Origin of the sequence: Anaerocolumna chitinilytica, from assembly GCF_014218355.1 — a bacterium.
GTDB classification, from domain to species: Bacteria; Bacillota; Clostridia; order Lachnospirales; family Lachnospiraceae; genus Anaerocolumna; species Anaerocolumna chitinilytica.
Genome location: NZ_AP023368.1, coordinates 5423574 through 5440236, shown reverse-complemented (window position 1 = coordinate 5440236; position 16663 = coordinate 5423574). Strand labels below are relative to the sequence as shown.

The window sequence follows — 16663 nt, the reverse complement described above, 5'->3', positions numbered from 1 at the left end:
ATGAGTAGTATTTTAAAAACAAACTAAAATAAAATAAGTGTAAGGAAACAAATGTGAATATGTTTGACCTTACACTTATTTTTTAGTTTATTGATATATTCTTAAGAAGATAATAAGAACTAGCTTATAGGATGGACGATTAAGGGCTAAGCAGTCTATATAATTTTGTCTCATGTTTGATATAAATAAAGCTATCTTATTATGCCTGCCAGGCTTTTAGTTCAGCTTCTGTGGCAAGAACATAATGCTGGCCGCCCACATGCTGCTGCACACCTTTGTTGTAATCAATGCCGCTGGTACCATAATCATAGGAGATGGCAACTCTTTGCTTTTCCACCTTGGGATTAGCCTGGGGGATAGCAGACAGCAGTGACTTGGTATAGGGATGGATGGGGTTTGAGAAGATCTCGTCTTTGGTGCCGGTTTCTACCATATGGCCAAGGTGCAATACGCCGATACGGTCGGATATATATTTTACCATGGATAAGTCATGGGCGATGAAAAGATAAGCAGTACCGGTCTTTTGCTGGATATCCTTCATGAGATTAATAACCTGTGCTTGAATGGAGACATCGAGAGCGCTGATGGCTTCATCGGCGATAATCAGGTCAGGGTTCATAATCAAAGCTCTTGCAATACCGATACGCTGTCTTTGGCCGCCGGAGAACTGATGAGGATAACGGTTTGCATGCTCTTTTGACAGACCGACCATGTCAAGGATCTGATAGACTTTTTCTTTTCTATCTTCCAGAGAGGTATACATATGGTGGATGTCAAGCCCCTGTGCAATGATATCAATAACCTTTTTACGGGGATTTAAGCAAGCCATAGGGTCCTGGAAGATCATCTGCATCTTTGTTCTTAAATGAGTCGTATCTTTCGCAGAGAGCTTTCCGGAGATATTCACACCCTGGAAAAGAACTTCACCCTCTGTCGGTTCATAAAGTCTTATGATGGAGCGGCCAATGGTGGATTTTCCGCTGCCGGATTCACCAACCAGTCCGTAAGTTTCGCCGGGATATAGTACAAAGGAGACGCCGTCTACAGCTTTTACGATAAAGCGGCGGTTGATACGAAAGTACTGCTTTAGGTCTTTTACTTCTAATAAAGGCTGTGACATCTTATTTCGCCTCCTTTAACATAAAATCAATTCTCTGGCGCAGTTCCGCCGGCATTTCTACCTTTGGAGCATTTTCATGAAGAAGCCAGGTTGAAGCATAGTGGGTATCACTGATGCGAAACATGGGCGGCTCCTTCCGGAAATCAATGTTGAGGGCATAAATATTTCTTGGTGCAAAGGAGTCTCCATCAATCTTATGCAGGAGGTTCGGAGGGCTACCCGGTATGGTGTAGAGCTTGTCGTCACTGCAATTTAAATCCGGCATGGCAGAGAGAAGTCCCCAGGTGTAAGGGTGTTTGGGCTCGTAGAAGATTTCATCTACGGTACCTTTCTCTACTATTTTTCCGGCATACATAACAGCTACATAATCTGCTACCTTTGCAACTACACCCAGATCGTGGGTAATATAAATAACTGATATTCCGGTCTTTTCCTGGATATCTTTAATTAGCTCCAGGATTTTGGACTGAATGGTAACATCCAGAGCAGTGGTTGGTTCATCACAAATTAAAAGTTCCGGGTCGCAGGCCAGGGCGATGGCAATAACAACTCTTTGACGCATACCGCCGGAGAGCTGGTGAGGATAATTCTTCATACGTTTTTCCGGATTGGTAATGCCAACGAGCTCTAAGAGAGATACCGCCTTTTGGTAAGCTTCTTTTTTAGGAGTCTTATAGTGGTAGATCATACCTTCCATAATCTGAGCGCCAACGGTCATGGTGGGATTTAAGGAGGTCATGGGGTCCTGAAAGACCATGGAGATACGCTTTCCGTTTATACGCCTTCTCATTTCCTTTTTAGAGAATTTTAAAAGGTCTTCTTTTACTTCTTCTTGGCCTCTATGGTAAGTAAATTCAATACTACCGCTGTCTATTTTTCCATTGTTGCTTAAGATACCCATAATAGCTTTTACGGTTACGGATTTACCGCTGCCGCTTTCCCCTACAATGGCAAGGGTTTCTCCTTTATAAAGGGATAGATTCATGCCTCTTATGACATTTACCTCACCGGCGGAGGTCTTAAAGGTAATGGAGAGGTCTTTAATGGAGAGAACTTTCGCTCCTTTTTTATCCTGTTTTTTAGTATCTCTACTTTCGTTGTATGTCATATTGCCAGCTGAATTCTCCATAGTATCGTTTAATCTCTCTTCCATGCTTACACCTCCTTCATCTTCGGGTCAAAGGCATCTCTTAAACCGTCGGCCATCAGGTTAAAGCTTAACATGATGATTGCCAGTACGATAACCGGGAATACAATCATGTAAGGATGAGTGGTAAAGGATTTAAAGGCGTCACTGATTAAAGTACCAAGGGAAGCTAGCGGCGGCAATACACCTAGACCAATGAAGGCAAGAAAAGCTTCGGTAAAAATGGCGTTAGGGATGGAAAACATAGACATTACGATTAATTGGCCGAAGATATTAGGCAGGATTTCTTTAAATATGATAAAGAAATCTCTGGCGCCAAGGGTCTTCGAGGCAAGTATAAACTCCTGTTCCTTTAATTTTAATACCTGTGCTCTTGCAATCTTGCTCATGCCAATCCAGCCGGTAATGGCAATGGCTAGAGTTATGGTTAAGAGTCCCGGTCTGAATACGAGAATTAACAGGGTAACAATAACAAGGGTTGGAATTCCGTTTAGGATTTCAGAGAATCTCTGGAGGACCATATCTACCTTACCGCCAAAATAACCGGAGATAAGACCATAGACCATACCAAAGCACATATCTACAATAACGGCAACCAAGGCAATGTAGAGGGAGATACGGGTTCCTACCCAGGTCCTGGTGAAGATATCACGTCCAAGAACATCGGTTCCAAACCAATAATAAACCTTTTCCAGCCCGGTGGTTTTTGAAGAGTCCGAGGAGATATATTTGTTTTGCTCTACAGAACCTTTAGAGGTGTGCATCTTTTCCGAGCCGTCAAAAATTCCGAGCTTTTCAAGGCCTGGAACTCGAGGTGCCAAATTCTGATGAGTGATATTCTGTTCATAGTAAGTACGACCGGTTAGAGAAGGACCCACGATTGCCATTACAATGATAAGAAGAATACCGATGAGACCTGCAACGGCTCCTTTGTTTTTTGTAAAGCGTTTTATAATATCATGCCAGTAGGACTGACTGGCATAAGCTTCATCTATTCGGGAGATTTTTTCACTGCCTACAAGCTCAAAGTCACCCGGCAGAAATTCCATATCTGTATTTGTATTATTCATTGCCATCCCCCTTTACAAGTCTGATTCTGGGATCGATAACACCATAGAGGATATCGACTACCAGCATAATTCCAATATACATTAAGCTGTAGATAAAGGTCAGTGCGACTACAACATTATAGTCATTGGATTGTATGGCTGATACTAAAAGACTTCCGATACCAGGTATGGAAAATAGTTTTTCAATTACAAGGCTTCCTGTCATAAGACCGACTACCAGAGGAGCCAGAACCGTTATAATAGGGATGAGAGCATTTCTTAAGGCATGGCGGAAGATAAGCCGGAAGCTGTTGATGCCCTTGCTTTCTGCAAGGAGCATATAATCGGAGCCAAGGACCTCCAGCATCTCTGTACGTGTAAACCTGGCAACCGTAGCAATGGTAAACATACAGAGGGAGATTGTAGGGATAACCGAAGAATCAAAAGGATTCTTTGCATCATAAAGGATAGGGAACCATTTTAAGCGGAAGCCCAGTCCATAGCTTAATGCCATAGCAAATACATAAGAAGGAAGGCTGACACCTAATACGGATATGATGGTTGTAATGGTATCATATATGGTATTGTGCTTTATTGCAGCGATTAATCCAAGTATTAGACCTATTGCAGTTCCTATCAGAATGGCTTGGCCGCCAAGTCTTAAGGAGATTGGAAGCCTGGTCTGTAAGAGAGATGTAATAGGTGTGTTTTTCGATATGGTATAGGAAACTCCGAAATCACCGGAGAGCATTGCTTTGATATAATTTATAAACCTTATAAACATTGGCTTATCCAAGCCGTATTTCTTATTCAGGATTGCCTTTTGTGCAGCAGTCAGCTTTTCATCGTTAAAAGGTGAACCTGGCATAAACTGAAGCATCAGGAACAATACCAGTAAGATAACGATTAGTGTTACTATAGAAATTGCTACCCGTTTTAAAATATATTTTTTCACGTAACCCACTCTCCTTACCATATACAATACATAAATGACGCTGTTACAGGTGGGTTGCACCTGACAGCGTCATAATATATATGGATATCTCTTTCTTTCATAAAATATTTCAACTATCATGAAATGCAGTTCATTGTCAAAAGCTTAAATCAGAATCAATTTTAGCTTTATCACAGATAGACTGCTTATTTCTTGGTTGCATCCTTATAGATACGGTTAATACCTACGGAATGGAATTCAATGCCTTCAACACCGCTCTTAATCATAACGGCATCGCCTTTCTGGTATACAGGGAAGATAACGGCATTATCCATTGCAATCTTTTCTGCGTTCTTTAAAGCATCCCATCTCTTAGCAGGATCTAAGGCAAGCTCGCCTTTCTTAGCAGATTCAATAATAGCATCATAATCAGAATTGGACCAGAAACCATAGTTATTGGAATTACCGGTTTCCCACATATCCAGATATGTCATAGGGTCTGCATAGTCAGGACCCCAACGGGTAAGGCCAAGTTCAAAGTCACCGGACTGCATTCTTTCTACACGGTTTTTCTTCGGCATGGTCTCTATCTTAATCGTAATGCCGGGAAGTGTGGTCTGAATTTCAGATTGGATGAACTGTGCAACATTCTGTGCGGATTCCGTATCTTCTACAATCATCGTGTAAGTTAATTTGTCTATACCAAGCTCTGCCTGAGCTTTTTTCCAGTAATCTAAGGCTTTAGCCTTATCTGTAGACAGGTAAGTTCCGGTAGTTTCACGGAAGTCTTTTCCGTCAGGTCCGGTTGCAAGGAGAGTAGGAACAGCAAAATCAGCTACGATGGAACCATCTTTTAAGATGTTGTTTACAATAGCAGATTTATCATATGCTAAAGCCAATGCCATACGTAGATTTAAGTTCTCAAGACCTTTCACTTTCTGGTTGGGAGAGATATACCATAAGTAACCTGCCATTATATTGTGGAATTCCGGATCTGACTGGAATTGTTCCACCTGTTCACCGGAAAGGGTAACAACATCCAGGTCACCGTTCTGGTAGGAGAGCATAGCAGTTTGTGAATCTTTGATTACCTGATAATTGATACCATCAAGGCCTACTTTGCCGGTATCCCAGTAGTCAGGGTTCTTTGCTAAGGAAATTGTGGTTGCAGCGGGTTCATAAGAAGTTAATTTAAATGCACCGTTGCTTAAGATAGTATCCGGTGAAGTACCGTAATTGTCACCCTGCTGTGTAAAGAAAGCTTCATTTACCGGCATAAAGGAAGGAAATGCCATCAAGGATTCAAAGAAAGGAACAGGAACATCAAGCTGAACCTCTAAGGTCTTATCATCCTTTGCAGTAACGCCTAATTCACTGGGCTCCTTCTTTCCTGCAATGATATCAGCTGCATTCTTGATATTTGCGATTTCAGCTATGAAAGAATACTCACTTGCTACTTTCGGATCTACCAGTCTTCTCCAGGCAAATACGAAATCAGCGGCAGTAACGGGGGTTCCGTTAGACCACTTGGCATCTCTTAAGGTAAAAGTGTATGTAAGTCCGTCATCACTTTTTTGAACGCCTTCTGCCATTGCAAGAGCCGGAAGACCGGACGCGTCAATGGTATAAAGACCTTCGGTTGTATCTGCTAATACTTCAAAAGAAGTACCGTCTGTTGCTATCTGAGGATCAAGGGAAGCAACCTCCACGTCAAATTGAACATTTAATACATTTCCACCAGCGGTATCTGTGCCGGCATTGTCTGTAGCAGTGCCATCATCTGTGCCTTCTGTAGCAGCAGGCGTATCAGTCCCTGCATTACCGGTCTCTGTTTCAGCATTCTTACCACCGCAGGCAGTTAAGGATAATACTAAAACAAGAGAGAAGAGTAATGCCATAAATTTTTTCACTTTAATCACAAATGCTCCTCCTTTTTTAAGTACAAAAAAAGCCGCAGAAAGGAAAACCTTTCGCGACTACTTTGTCTCGTAATTATTATGGCTTAATTATATTATATAAATTGTATTTGTCAACTAATATTTGAATTAAATTAGATTTATTTGCATTTTTATTACTGTATACAAACTATACCGAGGAACAGCCTCTAAAAAAACGTATGTTAATAGGGGTTTTTAGAGAATTTCCTGTTGATATTTTTTGTATTACAAAAATGAAAAATTGATTTTTAAACATGGGAAATAATGTATACCGGAATCCTGGATAAACAAAGAAAACCCGCTGAGATTTTCTATACCGGTAAAACTGGTGTATTATGAAAAACAGGGGGTTTTCTTTGCTTGAATTTTATTTATTATTTTTCGCTGTTAACAGTTCTCTTAACATAACTTGTATGAAGAACCTCATGAGCTTTGTGGCTGCCGGGTTTACCGAAATACTCAGCATAAAGCTGCTTGATAGCAGGATTCTCATGGGATTTTCTATAAGGCATGGAGCTGTCAAGGTCATATAAAACCTTAGCACGCATAGAGCGGATATCATTAAAGTTACGAACACTTGCAGGTACCTGAGGCATACCGCCGCCGTTTACACAGCCGCCGGGACAACCCATGATTTCGATAAAGTGGTATTCTGCTTCACCATTCTTAACTTTTGTAAGAAGCTCTCTTGCATTGGAAAGACCGGAAGCAACAGCTACCTTTACATCCATTCCGGCTACATTGTAAGTAGCTTCTTTGATACCTTTTGTACCTCTTACTTCAGAGAAATCAAGCTTCTGTAATTCTTCGCCTGTTAATTCCTCTACAGCGGTACGAAGAGCAGCTTCCATAACACCACCGGTAGCGCCAAAGATAACACCGGCACCGGTAGACATACCAAGAGGTGAATCAAATTCTTCATCCGGAAGGGAGAGGAAGTTAATACCTGCACGGTTTATCATTCTTGCAAGTTCTCTAACGGTAAGTGAGATATCAACATCAGCTACACCAGCAGCATTCTGGTCATCTCTTCCTACTTCGAACTTCTTAGCAGTACAAGGCATGATACTTACCATTACGATATCCTTGGGATCAATGCCCATCTTCTCTGCATAGTAAGTCTTGGCAGTAGCACCAAACATCTGCTGAGGAGATTTACAGCTGGAAAGGTTCTCTGTCATATCAGGGAAATAGTGTTCGCAGTATTTTACCCAGCCTGGTGAGCAGGAGGTAATTAAAGGCAGCACACCGCCATTTTGTACACGGTCAAGGAACTCATGAGCTTCTTCCATGATAGTTAAATCAGCAGCAAAATCGGTATCAAATACCTTAGCAAAACCAAGTCTTCTAAGAGCGGATACCATCTTGCCTTCTACGTTAGTACCGATAGGAAGGCCGAATTCTTCGCCAAGTCCTGCACGAACGGAAGGAGCTGTTTGAACGATTACATGCTTTGTAGGATCTGCAATTGCTTTAAAAACATCAGCTGTATAGTCTTTCTCGGATAATGCGCCGGTAGGACATACTGCAATACACTGTCCGCAGGATACGCAGCTTGTGTCACCAAGGCCCATATCAAAAGGAGATGCGATATTAGTCTTGAAACCACGGGCATTGGGTCCGATAACACCAATACTCTGAACTTTATCACAGACAGCGGAACAGCGTCTGCAAAGAATACACTTATTATTATCGCGGTACATATGTGCTGCGGAATAATCGATTGCGTATTCAGGATTTTCTCCGTCGTAACGGCCTTCGTCCTCTACTTTTAAATCCTTGCATAATTTCTGTAGTTCACAATCACCGCTTCTTACGCAGGATAAACATTTTCTGTCATGAGTGGAAAGAATCAATTCCAGTGTTTTCTTTCTGGAATCCAGTACTTTAGGGGTGTTAGTCCATACTTCCATCCCTTCATTTACGGGATATACGCAGGAAGCAACAAGGCTTCTTGCGCCTTTTACTTCAACAACACAGATACGGCAGGCTCCGATCTCATTGATTTCTTTCAAGTAGCAAAGAGTAGGGATTTCAATATGCGCTAACTTTGCAGCTTCCAGAATTGTAGAGCCCTTTGGTACAGCGATTTCCATACCGTTGATTTTTATATTAAGGGTTTCCATCTTTAACCTCCTATAATTAGTAGAATGGGTTTACTGTTTGGAAATAGCGCCGAAACGGCATTTTTCCATACATGCTCCGCACTTGATACACTTGTTCTGGTGGATGATATGAGCTTCTTTCACTTTTCCTTCGATTGCGCCATTCGGACATACTCTTGCGCAAAGAGTACAGCCTTTACACTTATCAGCATCAATAACATAGGAAAGAAGAGCTTTACATACGCCGGAAGGACATTTCTTATCAACAACATGGGCAACATACTCATCTCTGAAGTATTTCAGAGTGGAAAGTACCGGATTAGGAGCAGTCTGACCTAAGCCGCAAAGTGAGTTGTCTTTGATGTAGTAGCAGAGTTCCTCTAATTTATCAAGGTCTTCTAAGGTTCCCTGTCCGTTTGTAATCTTCTCAAGAATCTCATAAAGTCTCTTGGTACCGATACGACAAGGTGTACATTTTCCGCAGGATTCATCCACGGTAAACTCTAAGAAGAACTTTGCGATATCAACCATACAGTTGTCTTCATCCATAACGATAAGACCGCCGGAACCCATCATGGAACCGATACTTATCAGGTTATCATAGTCAATAGGGATATCATAGTGCTCTTCAGGAATACATCCGCCGGAAGGACCACCGGTCTGAGCCGCTTTGAATTTCTTTCCGTTAGGAATACCGCCGCCGATTTCTTCTACAACATCTCTTAAAGTTGTTCCCATAGGAATTTCTACAAGACCGGTATTCTTAATCTTACCGCCTAAAGCAAATACCTTGGTTCCCTTGGACTTTTCGGTACCCATAGCGGCAAACCACTCCGGTCCGTTTAAGATAATCTGAGGAATGTTAGCATAAGTTTCTACGTTATTTAATATAGTAGGTTTTCCAAATAAACCTTTCTGTGCAGGGAAAGGAGGTCTGGGACGAGGCTCACCTCTGTTACCTTCGATAGAAGTCATAAGAGCTGTTTCCTCACCGCATACGAATGCGCCGGCACCAAGTCTTAAGCCGATATCAAAGTTAAAGCCTGTTCCGAAGATATCTTCTCCAAGCATTCCATATTCTCTTGCCTGAGCAATAGCAATCTCAAGACGTTCAACAGCAATAGGGTATTCAGCACGTACATAGATATAGCCCTGAGATGCGCCGATAGCGTAACCTGCAATTGCCATAGCTTCTAATACTACATGAGGGTCACCTTCCAGAACGGAACGGTCCATGAATGCACCTGGGTCACCTTCATCTGCGTTACAGCATACATATTTCTGGTCTGCATCATTTCCTTTGGCAAGCTTCCACTTTAAGCCGGTAGGGAAACCGCCGCCGCCTCTTCCGCGAAGACCGCTGTCTAAGAGGGTCTGTATAACATCATCGGGTGTATTTTCGGTAAGAACCTTACCAAGAGCGGAATAACCGCCGTTTCCGATGTATTCTTCAATGTTTTCGGGGTTAATAACACCGCAGTTACGAAGAGCAATTCTGTGCTGCTTCTTATAGAAGTCAGTTTCATTTAAAGATTTGATTCCTTCTTCTGTTACGGTTTCTGTATAAAGAAGGCGCTCAACAGGTCTTCCTTTTAATAAATGCTCGGATACGATCTCCGGAATGTCTTCTTCCTTTACCATGGAATAGAAACAGGCATCGGGATAAACAATCATAATAGGACCGAGGGCACAAAGACCATGGCAGCCTGTCTGGACTACAGATACTTCGCTTTCCAGTCCGTTTTTCTTGATTTCTTCCTGCAGGGCATCAATAATTTTAACACTTCCGGAGGAAGTACATCCTGTGCCGCCGCAAACTAAGATATGTGAACGAAACATGTATTATATCCTCCCTTCGGAACTGATGATGTATTTATCAACTACCTTGCCGCCGATAAGATGCTTCTCTAACACTTCCATTGCTTTCTCCGGTGTCATTTTTACATAGGTTACTTTATCTTTACCGGGTTCAAATACTTCAACAATTGGTTCATACTGGCACAGTCCGATACATCCGGTCTGTACAACAGCGATATTGGTAAGATTTTTTTCCTGAACTGCGTCGGAAAGAGCAGTCAGTACGGGTCTTGCACCACTTGCAATACCACAGGTAGCCATACCGACTACTACTCTGGTCTGGCTGGCAGTTTCAGAGCGAAGACCAATCTGGCCCTGCATTTTTTCTCTGATGGCCTTTAACTCTTCAAGAGTTTTCATAAGAGATCCTCCTTATTTTTTTATAAAACGTAAAATACGTAATAGTTATTCGTATCGTTAAAAACTTATCAAACTTTGCGAAATAAACACGGGATTGTTTCATTTTTATCAAGAGTTTAATAATTTACAATTTAAAAGTAGATGTCTTCGTTTACTTCTGCGTGATTTTCTATTAAAAAATCCTTTATAAAAGAAGCAACCTGGGGGTCTCCCAGAGGGACATCCTGAAGTATACAGCGCAGTTCTCTTGTGTCCAGAACAAAGGATTTGTCATCCACTTTGTAAGTATAGAGAAAATCAATGTCCGGGTTAAAGGCAACAAGGCTGTATATAGTACTTGTCATATCACCTAGAGGCATTCGATCAATGTGACTGAGGCGGAATACGGCTTCAATCTTAGTTCCTGCTCCCAGAGCAGAATCGAGGTGAAATTCACCATCGCAGCTTAAGGATGCCTGTTTGAAAAATGGGATTCCAAGACCTACCTTTCTGGTAGTTCTTGTTGTGTAAAAGGGATCCTGTGCATTAGCAGCTTGTTCTTTTGTCATTCCGCAGCCGTTGTCATTGATGGATATCTTGAGAAAATCAGCAGCTTGGTTGATTTCAACTGAGATTTCAATCAGACTGGCATGGGCATTTATCGAATTTTGTACTATATCTAATATGTTTAATGATATTTCAGTCATCATGGAACAGGTTACTCGTATTTTGCTAAGATATCCTTTACATCGTCAACAGTAAGTCTTCCATATACATCACTATTAATGGTAAGTACAGGGGCCAGTCCGCAGGCACCGATACAGCGACAGGCATCTAAGGAGAATTTGCCGTCAGGGGTACATTCGCCGCCTTCAATTTGAAGCAGCTCAGAAAGCTTGTTAAAAATATCTCCGGAGCCCTTTACATAACAGGCTGTGCCTAAGCATACGGAAACTTTATATTTTCCTTTGGGGTTTAAGGAAAACTGTGAGTAAAAGGTTGCCACTCCATATACTTTCTCAAGAGGAATATTCATCTCGTTTGATATAATAGTTTGAACCTCTATCGGTAGATAACCATAGATTTCTTGTGCTTGTTGCAGGATGGGCATTAAAGCACCTTTGTCATTTTTATGTGTATTAATGACTTTAAGAAGTTCCGTTTCTTGCTCCTTGGAACCGCTGAAGGGAACTGTTTTCTTCTGGGAACTCATTCTTTAACCTCCTTGATTTTTTAGCTGTTAATTCGCTACCTGCCGAATACAAAAGTTACTGTTTCGACAAACAACATCAGTATAGCATGATATTGATAAAAAATCTACAGGTATATTAATTTTAACAAATGTTACATGTGATAATAATTGTAACTCAGGGAAATACTTCCTTATCTCCGTAATTGCCTTTAATCAATCCCCCGAATCCCCTGGTATCTATAATTTGGCATCGTGCCTTAGCCATACTGGGGCTTGATTAACATTGAAAAAATCCCACACCAATGGTATACTGAGGATAAATTACAAATAGACATAACTCTGTTAAAAAATAGACATATCCGTGATTGCGGGAAAGGGGTAGCATGACTATTCAGGATGTAATGGAAATATTGGGTGCGGAACTAATCTGGGGAGAAGAGTACTTAGACCGTGAGGTACATACGGCCTGCGGCTCTGATATGATGAGTGATGTTCTTGCTTTTGTAAAGGATCAATCCGTACTGCTTACAGGGCTTTGCAATCCGCAGGTAATCAGAACTTCAGAAATGATGGATATTATCTGCATTGTATTTGTAAGGGGCAAGGTGCCGGATGAGATGATGGTGGATCTGGCAAAGGAGAGTCATATTGTTCTTCTTGGTACGAAACGTCAGATGTTTTCCGCCTGCGGAAGGCTTTATGAAAAAGGGTTAAGGGGAGGTGCATCCCATTGAGTCAGCATATTGAACTGAACTATCATGTATCAGCAGATGATTTTACGAGAGCCGGAGAGGCCTCCAGTGATGTGAAATCCAAGTTAAAGCAGATGGGAGTCAGTCCGGATGTGGTGAGAAAGGTTGCCATTGCCATGTACGAAGGCGAGATTAATATGGTAATCCATGCTCACGGCGGGGGAATCAAGGTTACCATATCTCCGGAAGAGATAAAGATGGTATTAAAGGATAAGGGACCTGGTATTCCGGATATTGACTTAGCGATGCAGGCCGGTTATTCCACCGCACCGGATAAAGTAAGATCCCTAGGGTTTGGAGCAGGTATGGGGCTGCCCAACATGAAGAAATATTCGGACGAAATGGATATAGAGACAGAACTTGGTATTGGGACTACTGTAACCATGTCAGTCAAGTTGCATTAGTCGGATAGGAGAGGGTATGGATAAGTTTTTTACTGCCGTTCGCCTGCAGGAAGAATTGTGTAAAGGGTGCATAAACTGTATTAAGAGATGCCCTACCGAGGCTATCAGGGTTCGGAAAGGAAAAGCTGTCATTACGAAAGAGTTCTGTATTGACTGCGGGGAGTGCATACGCATCTGCCCCCATCATGCAAAACTGGCGGTATATGACTCAATCAGCATATTAAACAACTATGAATATACAGTTGCACTTCCGGCACCGGCTCTTTACGGGCAGTTTAATAACCTGGAAGATGTCAACATTGTACTAACGGCTTTGAAGAAATTTGGCTTTGATGATGTTTACGAGGTCAGCGGAGCAGCAGAGGTAGTCTCTGCATTATCGAGAAAATATATAGAAGAACATGAGGAAGATCTGCCGCTTATCAGTACGGCTTGTCCCTCTGTGGTGCGTCTGATCAGAGTTCGCTTTCCGAATCTCATTGAGCATCTTCTTCCTATTAAAGCACCTGTTGATCTGGCTGCTTCTCTGGCAAGAGAAAAAGCTATGAAGGATACAGGGCTTCCGGCGGATAAGATCGGAATAATCTTTATCTCACCCTGCCCTGCCAAGGTAAGTGCCGTAAAAGATCCTCTCGGATATGAAAAGAGTGATGTGGACGGTGTACTTGCTATCAAGGATATCTATCCCAGACTGTTAAGTCTGATGAAAGAAGTGGAAGAGAAGGAAGAGATTGAGGATCTTACCATATCCGGTAAAATTGGTATCAGCTGGGGAGGTACCGGCGGAGAAGCAGGAGGACTGTTAACGGATAATTATCTTGCCGCCGATGGAATCGAGAATGTAATCAAGGTATTGGAAGATTTGGAAGACCAGAAATTTTCCTCCCTGGAATTTATTGAACTGAATGCCTGTAACGGCGGCTGCGTGGGAGGAGTTCTTACCGTAGAGAATCCCTTTGTAGCAAAGGTTAAGTTAAAAAGGCTTCGTAAATACATGCCTGTTGCCTGTAACCATCTGACAAAAGTGGAAGTGAAGAATTGGCAATGGACAGAAGGGGTTACCTATGAACCGGTATTTAAGCTGGGTCTGGATATGGAAGAGAGTATTGCCATGTTAGCGAAGGTGGAAGAACTTCATGATAAGTTCCCCGGGTTAGACTGTGGTTCCTGCGGGGCACCGACCTGCAAGGCTCTGGCGGAGGATGTAGTAAGAGGAGTTGCTAGTGAACAGGATTGTATTCACATCTTACGGCAATTCATTCATAAAATATCCGGAGAGATCAGTAAACTGGATAATTAAAGGATAGAAAGGGATTGGGGTATGACAGTAAAAGAGCTTCTTGATCAGAATCTGTTTCAATTGATAAATAAGGGAGATAATGCAGAGCAGGTTATTACGACACCTTATTGCTGTGATTTGTTAAGTGTTGCTATGGGTAAGGCGCCAAGCGGAGCGGTCTGGGTAACCGTCATGGCAAATGTGAATACGCTGGCAGTTGCCGCATTGGCGGAGGTTGCCTGTATCATTCTGGCAGAAGGGGTACTGGCAGATGAACAGACCTTAAAGAAAGCAAAGGAACAGGGAATTACGGTACTTTCAGCTGGTGAACCGGTATTTGAAACCGCCCTGAAGGTACATCAGCTGCTAAATGCTTAATCTTTCCTATGACCTTCATATTCATTCCTGCCTGTCCCCCTGCGGAGATAATGACATGACCCCGGGTAACATTGCCGGTATGGCAGCGGTAAAGGAGCTTGATGTGATAGCGCTTACCGACCATAATACCTGTAAGAATTGCCCGCCATTTCTAGAACAGGCAGAAAAATACGGTATTCTTGCAATACCAGGGATGGAGCTGTGCACCAGAGAAGAGGTGCATGTTCTGTGCCTTTTTGAAGAATTAGCGGCTGCTATGGAATTCGATGACTATGTTTATGGGCATCTGATGAAGATAAAGAATAAAGAAGCAATCTTTGGAGAGCAGCTGCTTGTAAACGAAACGGATGAAGTGTATGCAAAAGAAGAATATCTGCTGATAAATGCAGCAGATATCGGATTTGATGAAGTAGCGGATCTGGTGAAGCGCTTTCGGGGAATTATGATTCCCGCACATATTGATAAGAGTTCTACCAGTCTTCTGTCCAATCTTGGCTTTATCCCGCCGGATGCCTCCTTTACCTGTGCGGAAGTAAAGGAGGAGAAAGAGACAAAAAGCTTAAAAGCATTGCATCCCTATCTTGAGCACTGCAGGATTATCTATGATTCGGATGCCCATTATTTGGAGCATATAAGTGAACCTGTGCATTTTCTGCCTGTTAAGGAAAGAAGCAGAGGTGAGGTACTAAAAGCTCTGACGTCCCTTTAAACCCTGCGGTGCATGGAAAATTCCAGTTCTTTATAAGAGTCCATGTTCTCATGAATACCACGGCTGTCGGCTTTCCCAAAGAGTTTATCCCGGTTGACGGAAGCAGTTCTGCCGGTTAAGACACTGCCCGGTCCGTTCTGGCAGCCGCCCTCACATGCCATACCTTCTAAGAAATCTTCCGGAAGCTTTCCTGCCTTTAAAAGCATGAGAGCTTTCTTGCATTCTACGGCACCATTACATTGTTTCACCGTAATAGCTGCATTTTCTTCTCTTTCCTTTAAGGATTGAAGAACAGAAGCGGTTACGCCGCCGGATACACAAAACTTCTTTCCATAGATACTTCCCTGCTGGATATCGGCAGGAGCAGGTGTTAGTTCCACCTCTTTCGCATGAAGCATGGCAGTGAGCTCATCCAGAGTAAGGGCATAATCAGCGCCTTCCAGAGCAATGGTATCAAGAACTTCACCCTTTTTTGCAATACAGGGACCGATAAACACACAGACAGCTTCCGGATAGAGTGCTTTTATCAGTTTGGCAGTAGCAGTCATAGGTGATATGGTGGTTGACATATTCTCAAGGACCTGGGGAAAATGCCTGCGGATCATCTTTACAAAGGCAGGGCAGCAGGAGGTAGTCATTTTCTTTCCTTCCTGAAAAGCCTCCGCCCATTCTTCGCTTTCACTGGCAGCCACAAAGTCAGCACCAAGTGCTACTTCGTATACACCGGCAAATCCTAAATGTTTTATTCCTTCTGATATGGAAGCAAAGGAAATATCAGCCCCGAATTGTCCCTCCCAGGCAGGCGCTAACATGGCATAGACCGGGCGGGGAGAATTCAGTAGCAGGTCAATGACATCAGTGATAAAGGAACGGTCGGAAATAGCTCCGAAAGGACAGTTCTTAATGCAAGAACCACAGTCGATGCAGCGTTCTTCATTAATTACTACTATATTATTCTCGTCCATGGTAATGGCATCAACCGGGCAGCTTTTCTTACAGGGACGCATCAGATCGGCGATAGCATTATAAGGGCAGGCCTGAGAACATTTTGAACATTCTTTGCATTTACCCGGGTCTATGTAAGCTCGGTCATGCAGCATGGTGATGGCGTCGAAGTTACAGGCAGCCTGGCAGCGCTTTCCGACACATTTCTGGCAGTTTTCCGTAACGACAAAACGGGTAATGGGGCAGCCTTCACAAGCAGAGTTAATGACCTGAACAATGTTTTTGTTATCTTTTCCGGCGGAGGGAGACTTCCCTTCTGCTAAACGTATTCTTTGACGGATGATTTCTCTTTCTTTATAGATACAGCAGCGAAAGTTCGCCTGAGGACCGGGAATCAATTCAAAAGGAAGGGCCTCCTTTTTCTCGTCCAATTCGCCCTGAAAGGCCAGCTTTGCTACCTGATAAAGGACTTCTTGTTTTATTGCGTCAATATTGGTATCGTTTCCAAACATTTTA

At 42.6% G+C, this 16663-nt stretch carries 16 protein-coding genes; 5 read left to right on the top strand and 11 right to left on the bottom strand.

What is annotated here, in order from left to right; genetic code table 11:
• Positions 1–199: 199 nt before the first annotated feature.
• From bsdcttw_RS24085 to bsdcttw_RS24040, 10 genes are all read right to left on the bottom strand, one after another.
• Positions 200–1120, bottom strand: coding sequence for an ABC transporter ATP-binding protein (locus bsdcttw_RS24085; RefSeq protein ID WP_185257293.1), 921 nt, complete (start codon positions 1118–1120; stop codon positions 200–202).
• A 1-nt stretch (position 1121) separates the two neighbouring features.
• On the bottom strand, positions 1122–2228 hold the full coding sequence (locus bsdcttw_RS24080; RefSeq protein ID WP_185259946.1) for an ABC transporter ATP-binding protein: 1107 nt from the start codon (positions 2226–2228) through the stop codon (positions 1122–1124).
• A 47-nt stretch (positions 2229–2275) separates the two neighbouring features.
• A complete protein-coding gene (gene opp3C, locus bsdcttw_RS24075; protein ID WP_225903743.1) occupies positions 2276–3337 on the bottom strand; it encodes an oligopeptide ABC transporter permease in 1062 nt (353 codons plus the stop codon).
• A complete protein-coding gene (locus bsdcttw_RS24070; protein WP_185257291.1) occupies positions 3330–4271 on the bottom strand; it encodes an ABC transporter permease in 942 nt (313 codons plus the stop codon). Before bsdcttw_RS24070 ends, opp3C begins: the two co-directional genes overlap by 8 nt.
• A gap of 185 nt (positions 4272–4456) precedes the next feature.
• Positions 4457–6169, bottom strand: coding sequence for a peptide ABC transporter substrate-binding protein (locus bsdcttw_RS24065; protein WP_225903742.1), 1713 nt, complete (start codon positions 6167–6169; stop codon positions 4457–4459).
• Between the two features lie 392 nt (positions 6170–6561).
• Positions 6562–8313: an NADH-dependent [FeFe] hydrogenase, group A6 gene (locus tag bsdcttw_RS24060; RefSeq protein ID WP_185257290.1), complete on the bottom strand. Its 1752-nt coding sequence runs from the start codon at positions 8311–8313 to the stop codon at positions 6562–6564.
• Positions 8314–8343: 30 nt separating this feature from the next.
• Entirely contained in the window at positions 8344–10131 is a 1788-nt protein-coding gene (locus bsdcttw_RS24055) for an NADH-quinone oxidoreductase subunit NuoF (protein WP_185257289.1), read from the bottom strand.
• A 3-nt stretch (positions 10132–10134) separates the two neighbouring features.
• Positions 10135–10509, bottom strand: coding sequence for a (2Fe-2S) ferredoxin domain-containing protein (locus bsdcttw_RS24050; RefSeq protein ID WP_185257288.1), 375 nt, complete (start codon positions 10507–10509; stop codon positions 10135–10137).
• A 131-nt stretch (positions 10510–10640) separates the two neighbouring features.
• Complete coding sequence (locus tag bsdcttw_RS24045) at positions 10641–11198, bottom strand: ATP-binding protein (protein ID WP_185257287.1); 558 nt, start codon at positions 11196–11198, stop codon at positions 10641–10643.
• A gap of 8 nt (positions 11199–11206) precedes the next feature.
• On the bottom strand, positions 11207–11701 hold the full coding sequence (locus tag bsdcttw_RS24040) for an NADH-quinone oxidoreductase subunit NuoE family protein (protein WP_185257286.1): 495 nt from the start codon (positions 11699–11701) through the stop codon (positions 11207–11209).
• 362 nt (positions 11702–12063) lie between these two features.
• Between bsdcttw_RS24040 and bsdcttw_RS24035 the strand changes: the two genes are divergently transcribed.
• Genes bsdcttw_RS24035 through bsdcttw_RS24015 form a run of 5 tightly spaced genes read left to right on the top strand, consistent with a single transcriptional unit; the run spans position 12064 to position 15202 of the window.
• Positions 12064–12414, top strand: coding sequence for a DRTGG domain-containing protein (locus tag bsdcttw_RS24035; protein WP_185257285.1), 351 nt, complete (start codon positions 12064–12066; stop codon positions 12412–12414).
• On the top strand, positions 12411–12836 hold the full coding sequence (locus bsdcttw_RS24030) for an ATP-binding protein (protein ID WP_185257284.1): 426 nt from the start codon (positions 12411–12413) through the stop codon (positions 12834–12836). The genes bsdcttw_RS24035 and bsdcttw_RS24030 overlap by 4 nt, the downstream gene beginning before the upstream one ends.
• Before the next feature lie 16 nt (positions 12837–12852).
• Positions 12853–14136: a [Fe-Fe] hydrogenase large subunit C-terminal domain-containing protein gene (locus bsdcttw_RS24025; protein ID WP_185257283.1), complete on the top strand. Its 1284-nt coding sequence runs from the start codon at positions 12853–12855 to the stop codon at positions 14134–14136.
• Positions 14137–14157: 21 nt separating this feature from the next.
• Entirely contained in the window at positions 14158–14493 is a 336-nt protein-coding gene (locus bsdcttw_RS24020; RefSeq protein ID WP_185257282.1) for a DRTGG domain-containing protein, read from the top strand.
• Positions 14486–15202: a PHP domain-containing protein gene (locus bsdcttw_RS24015; RefSeq protein WP_185257281.1), complete on the top strand. Its 717-nt coding sequence runs from the start codon at positions 14486–14488 to the stop codon at positions 15200–15202. The genes bsdcttw_RS24020 and bsdcttw_RS24015 overlap by 8 nt, the downstream gene beginning before the upstream one ends.
• Here the strand turns inward: bsdcttw_RS24015 and bsdcttw_RS24010 are convergent.
• Positions 15199–16659, bottom strand: coding sequence for a 4Fe-4S dicluster domain-containing protein (locus tag bsdcttw_RS24010; protein ID WP_185257280.1), 1461 nt, complete (start codon positions 16657–16659; stop codon positions 15199–15201). The genes bsdcttw_RS24015 and bsdcttw_RS24010 overlap by 4 nt on opposite strands.
• Between the last annotated feature and the right edge of the window lie 4 nt (positions 16660–16663).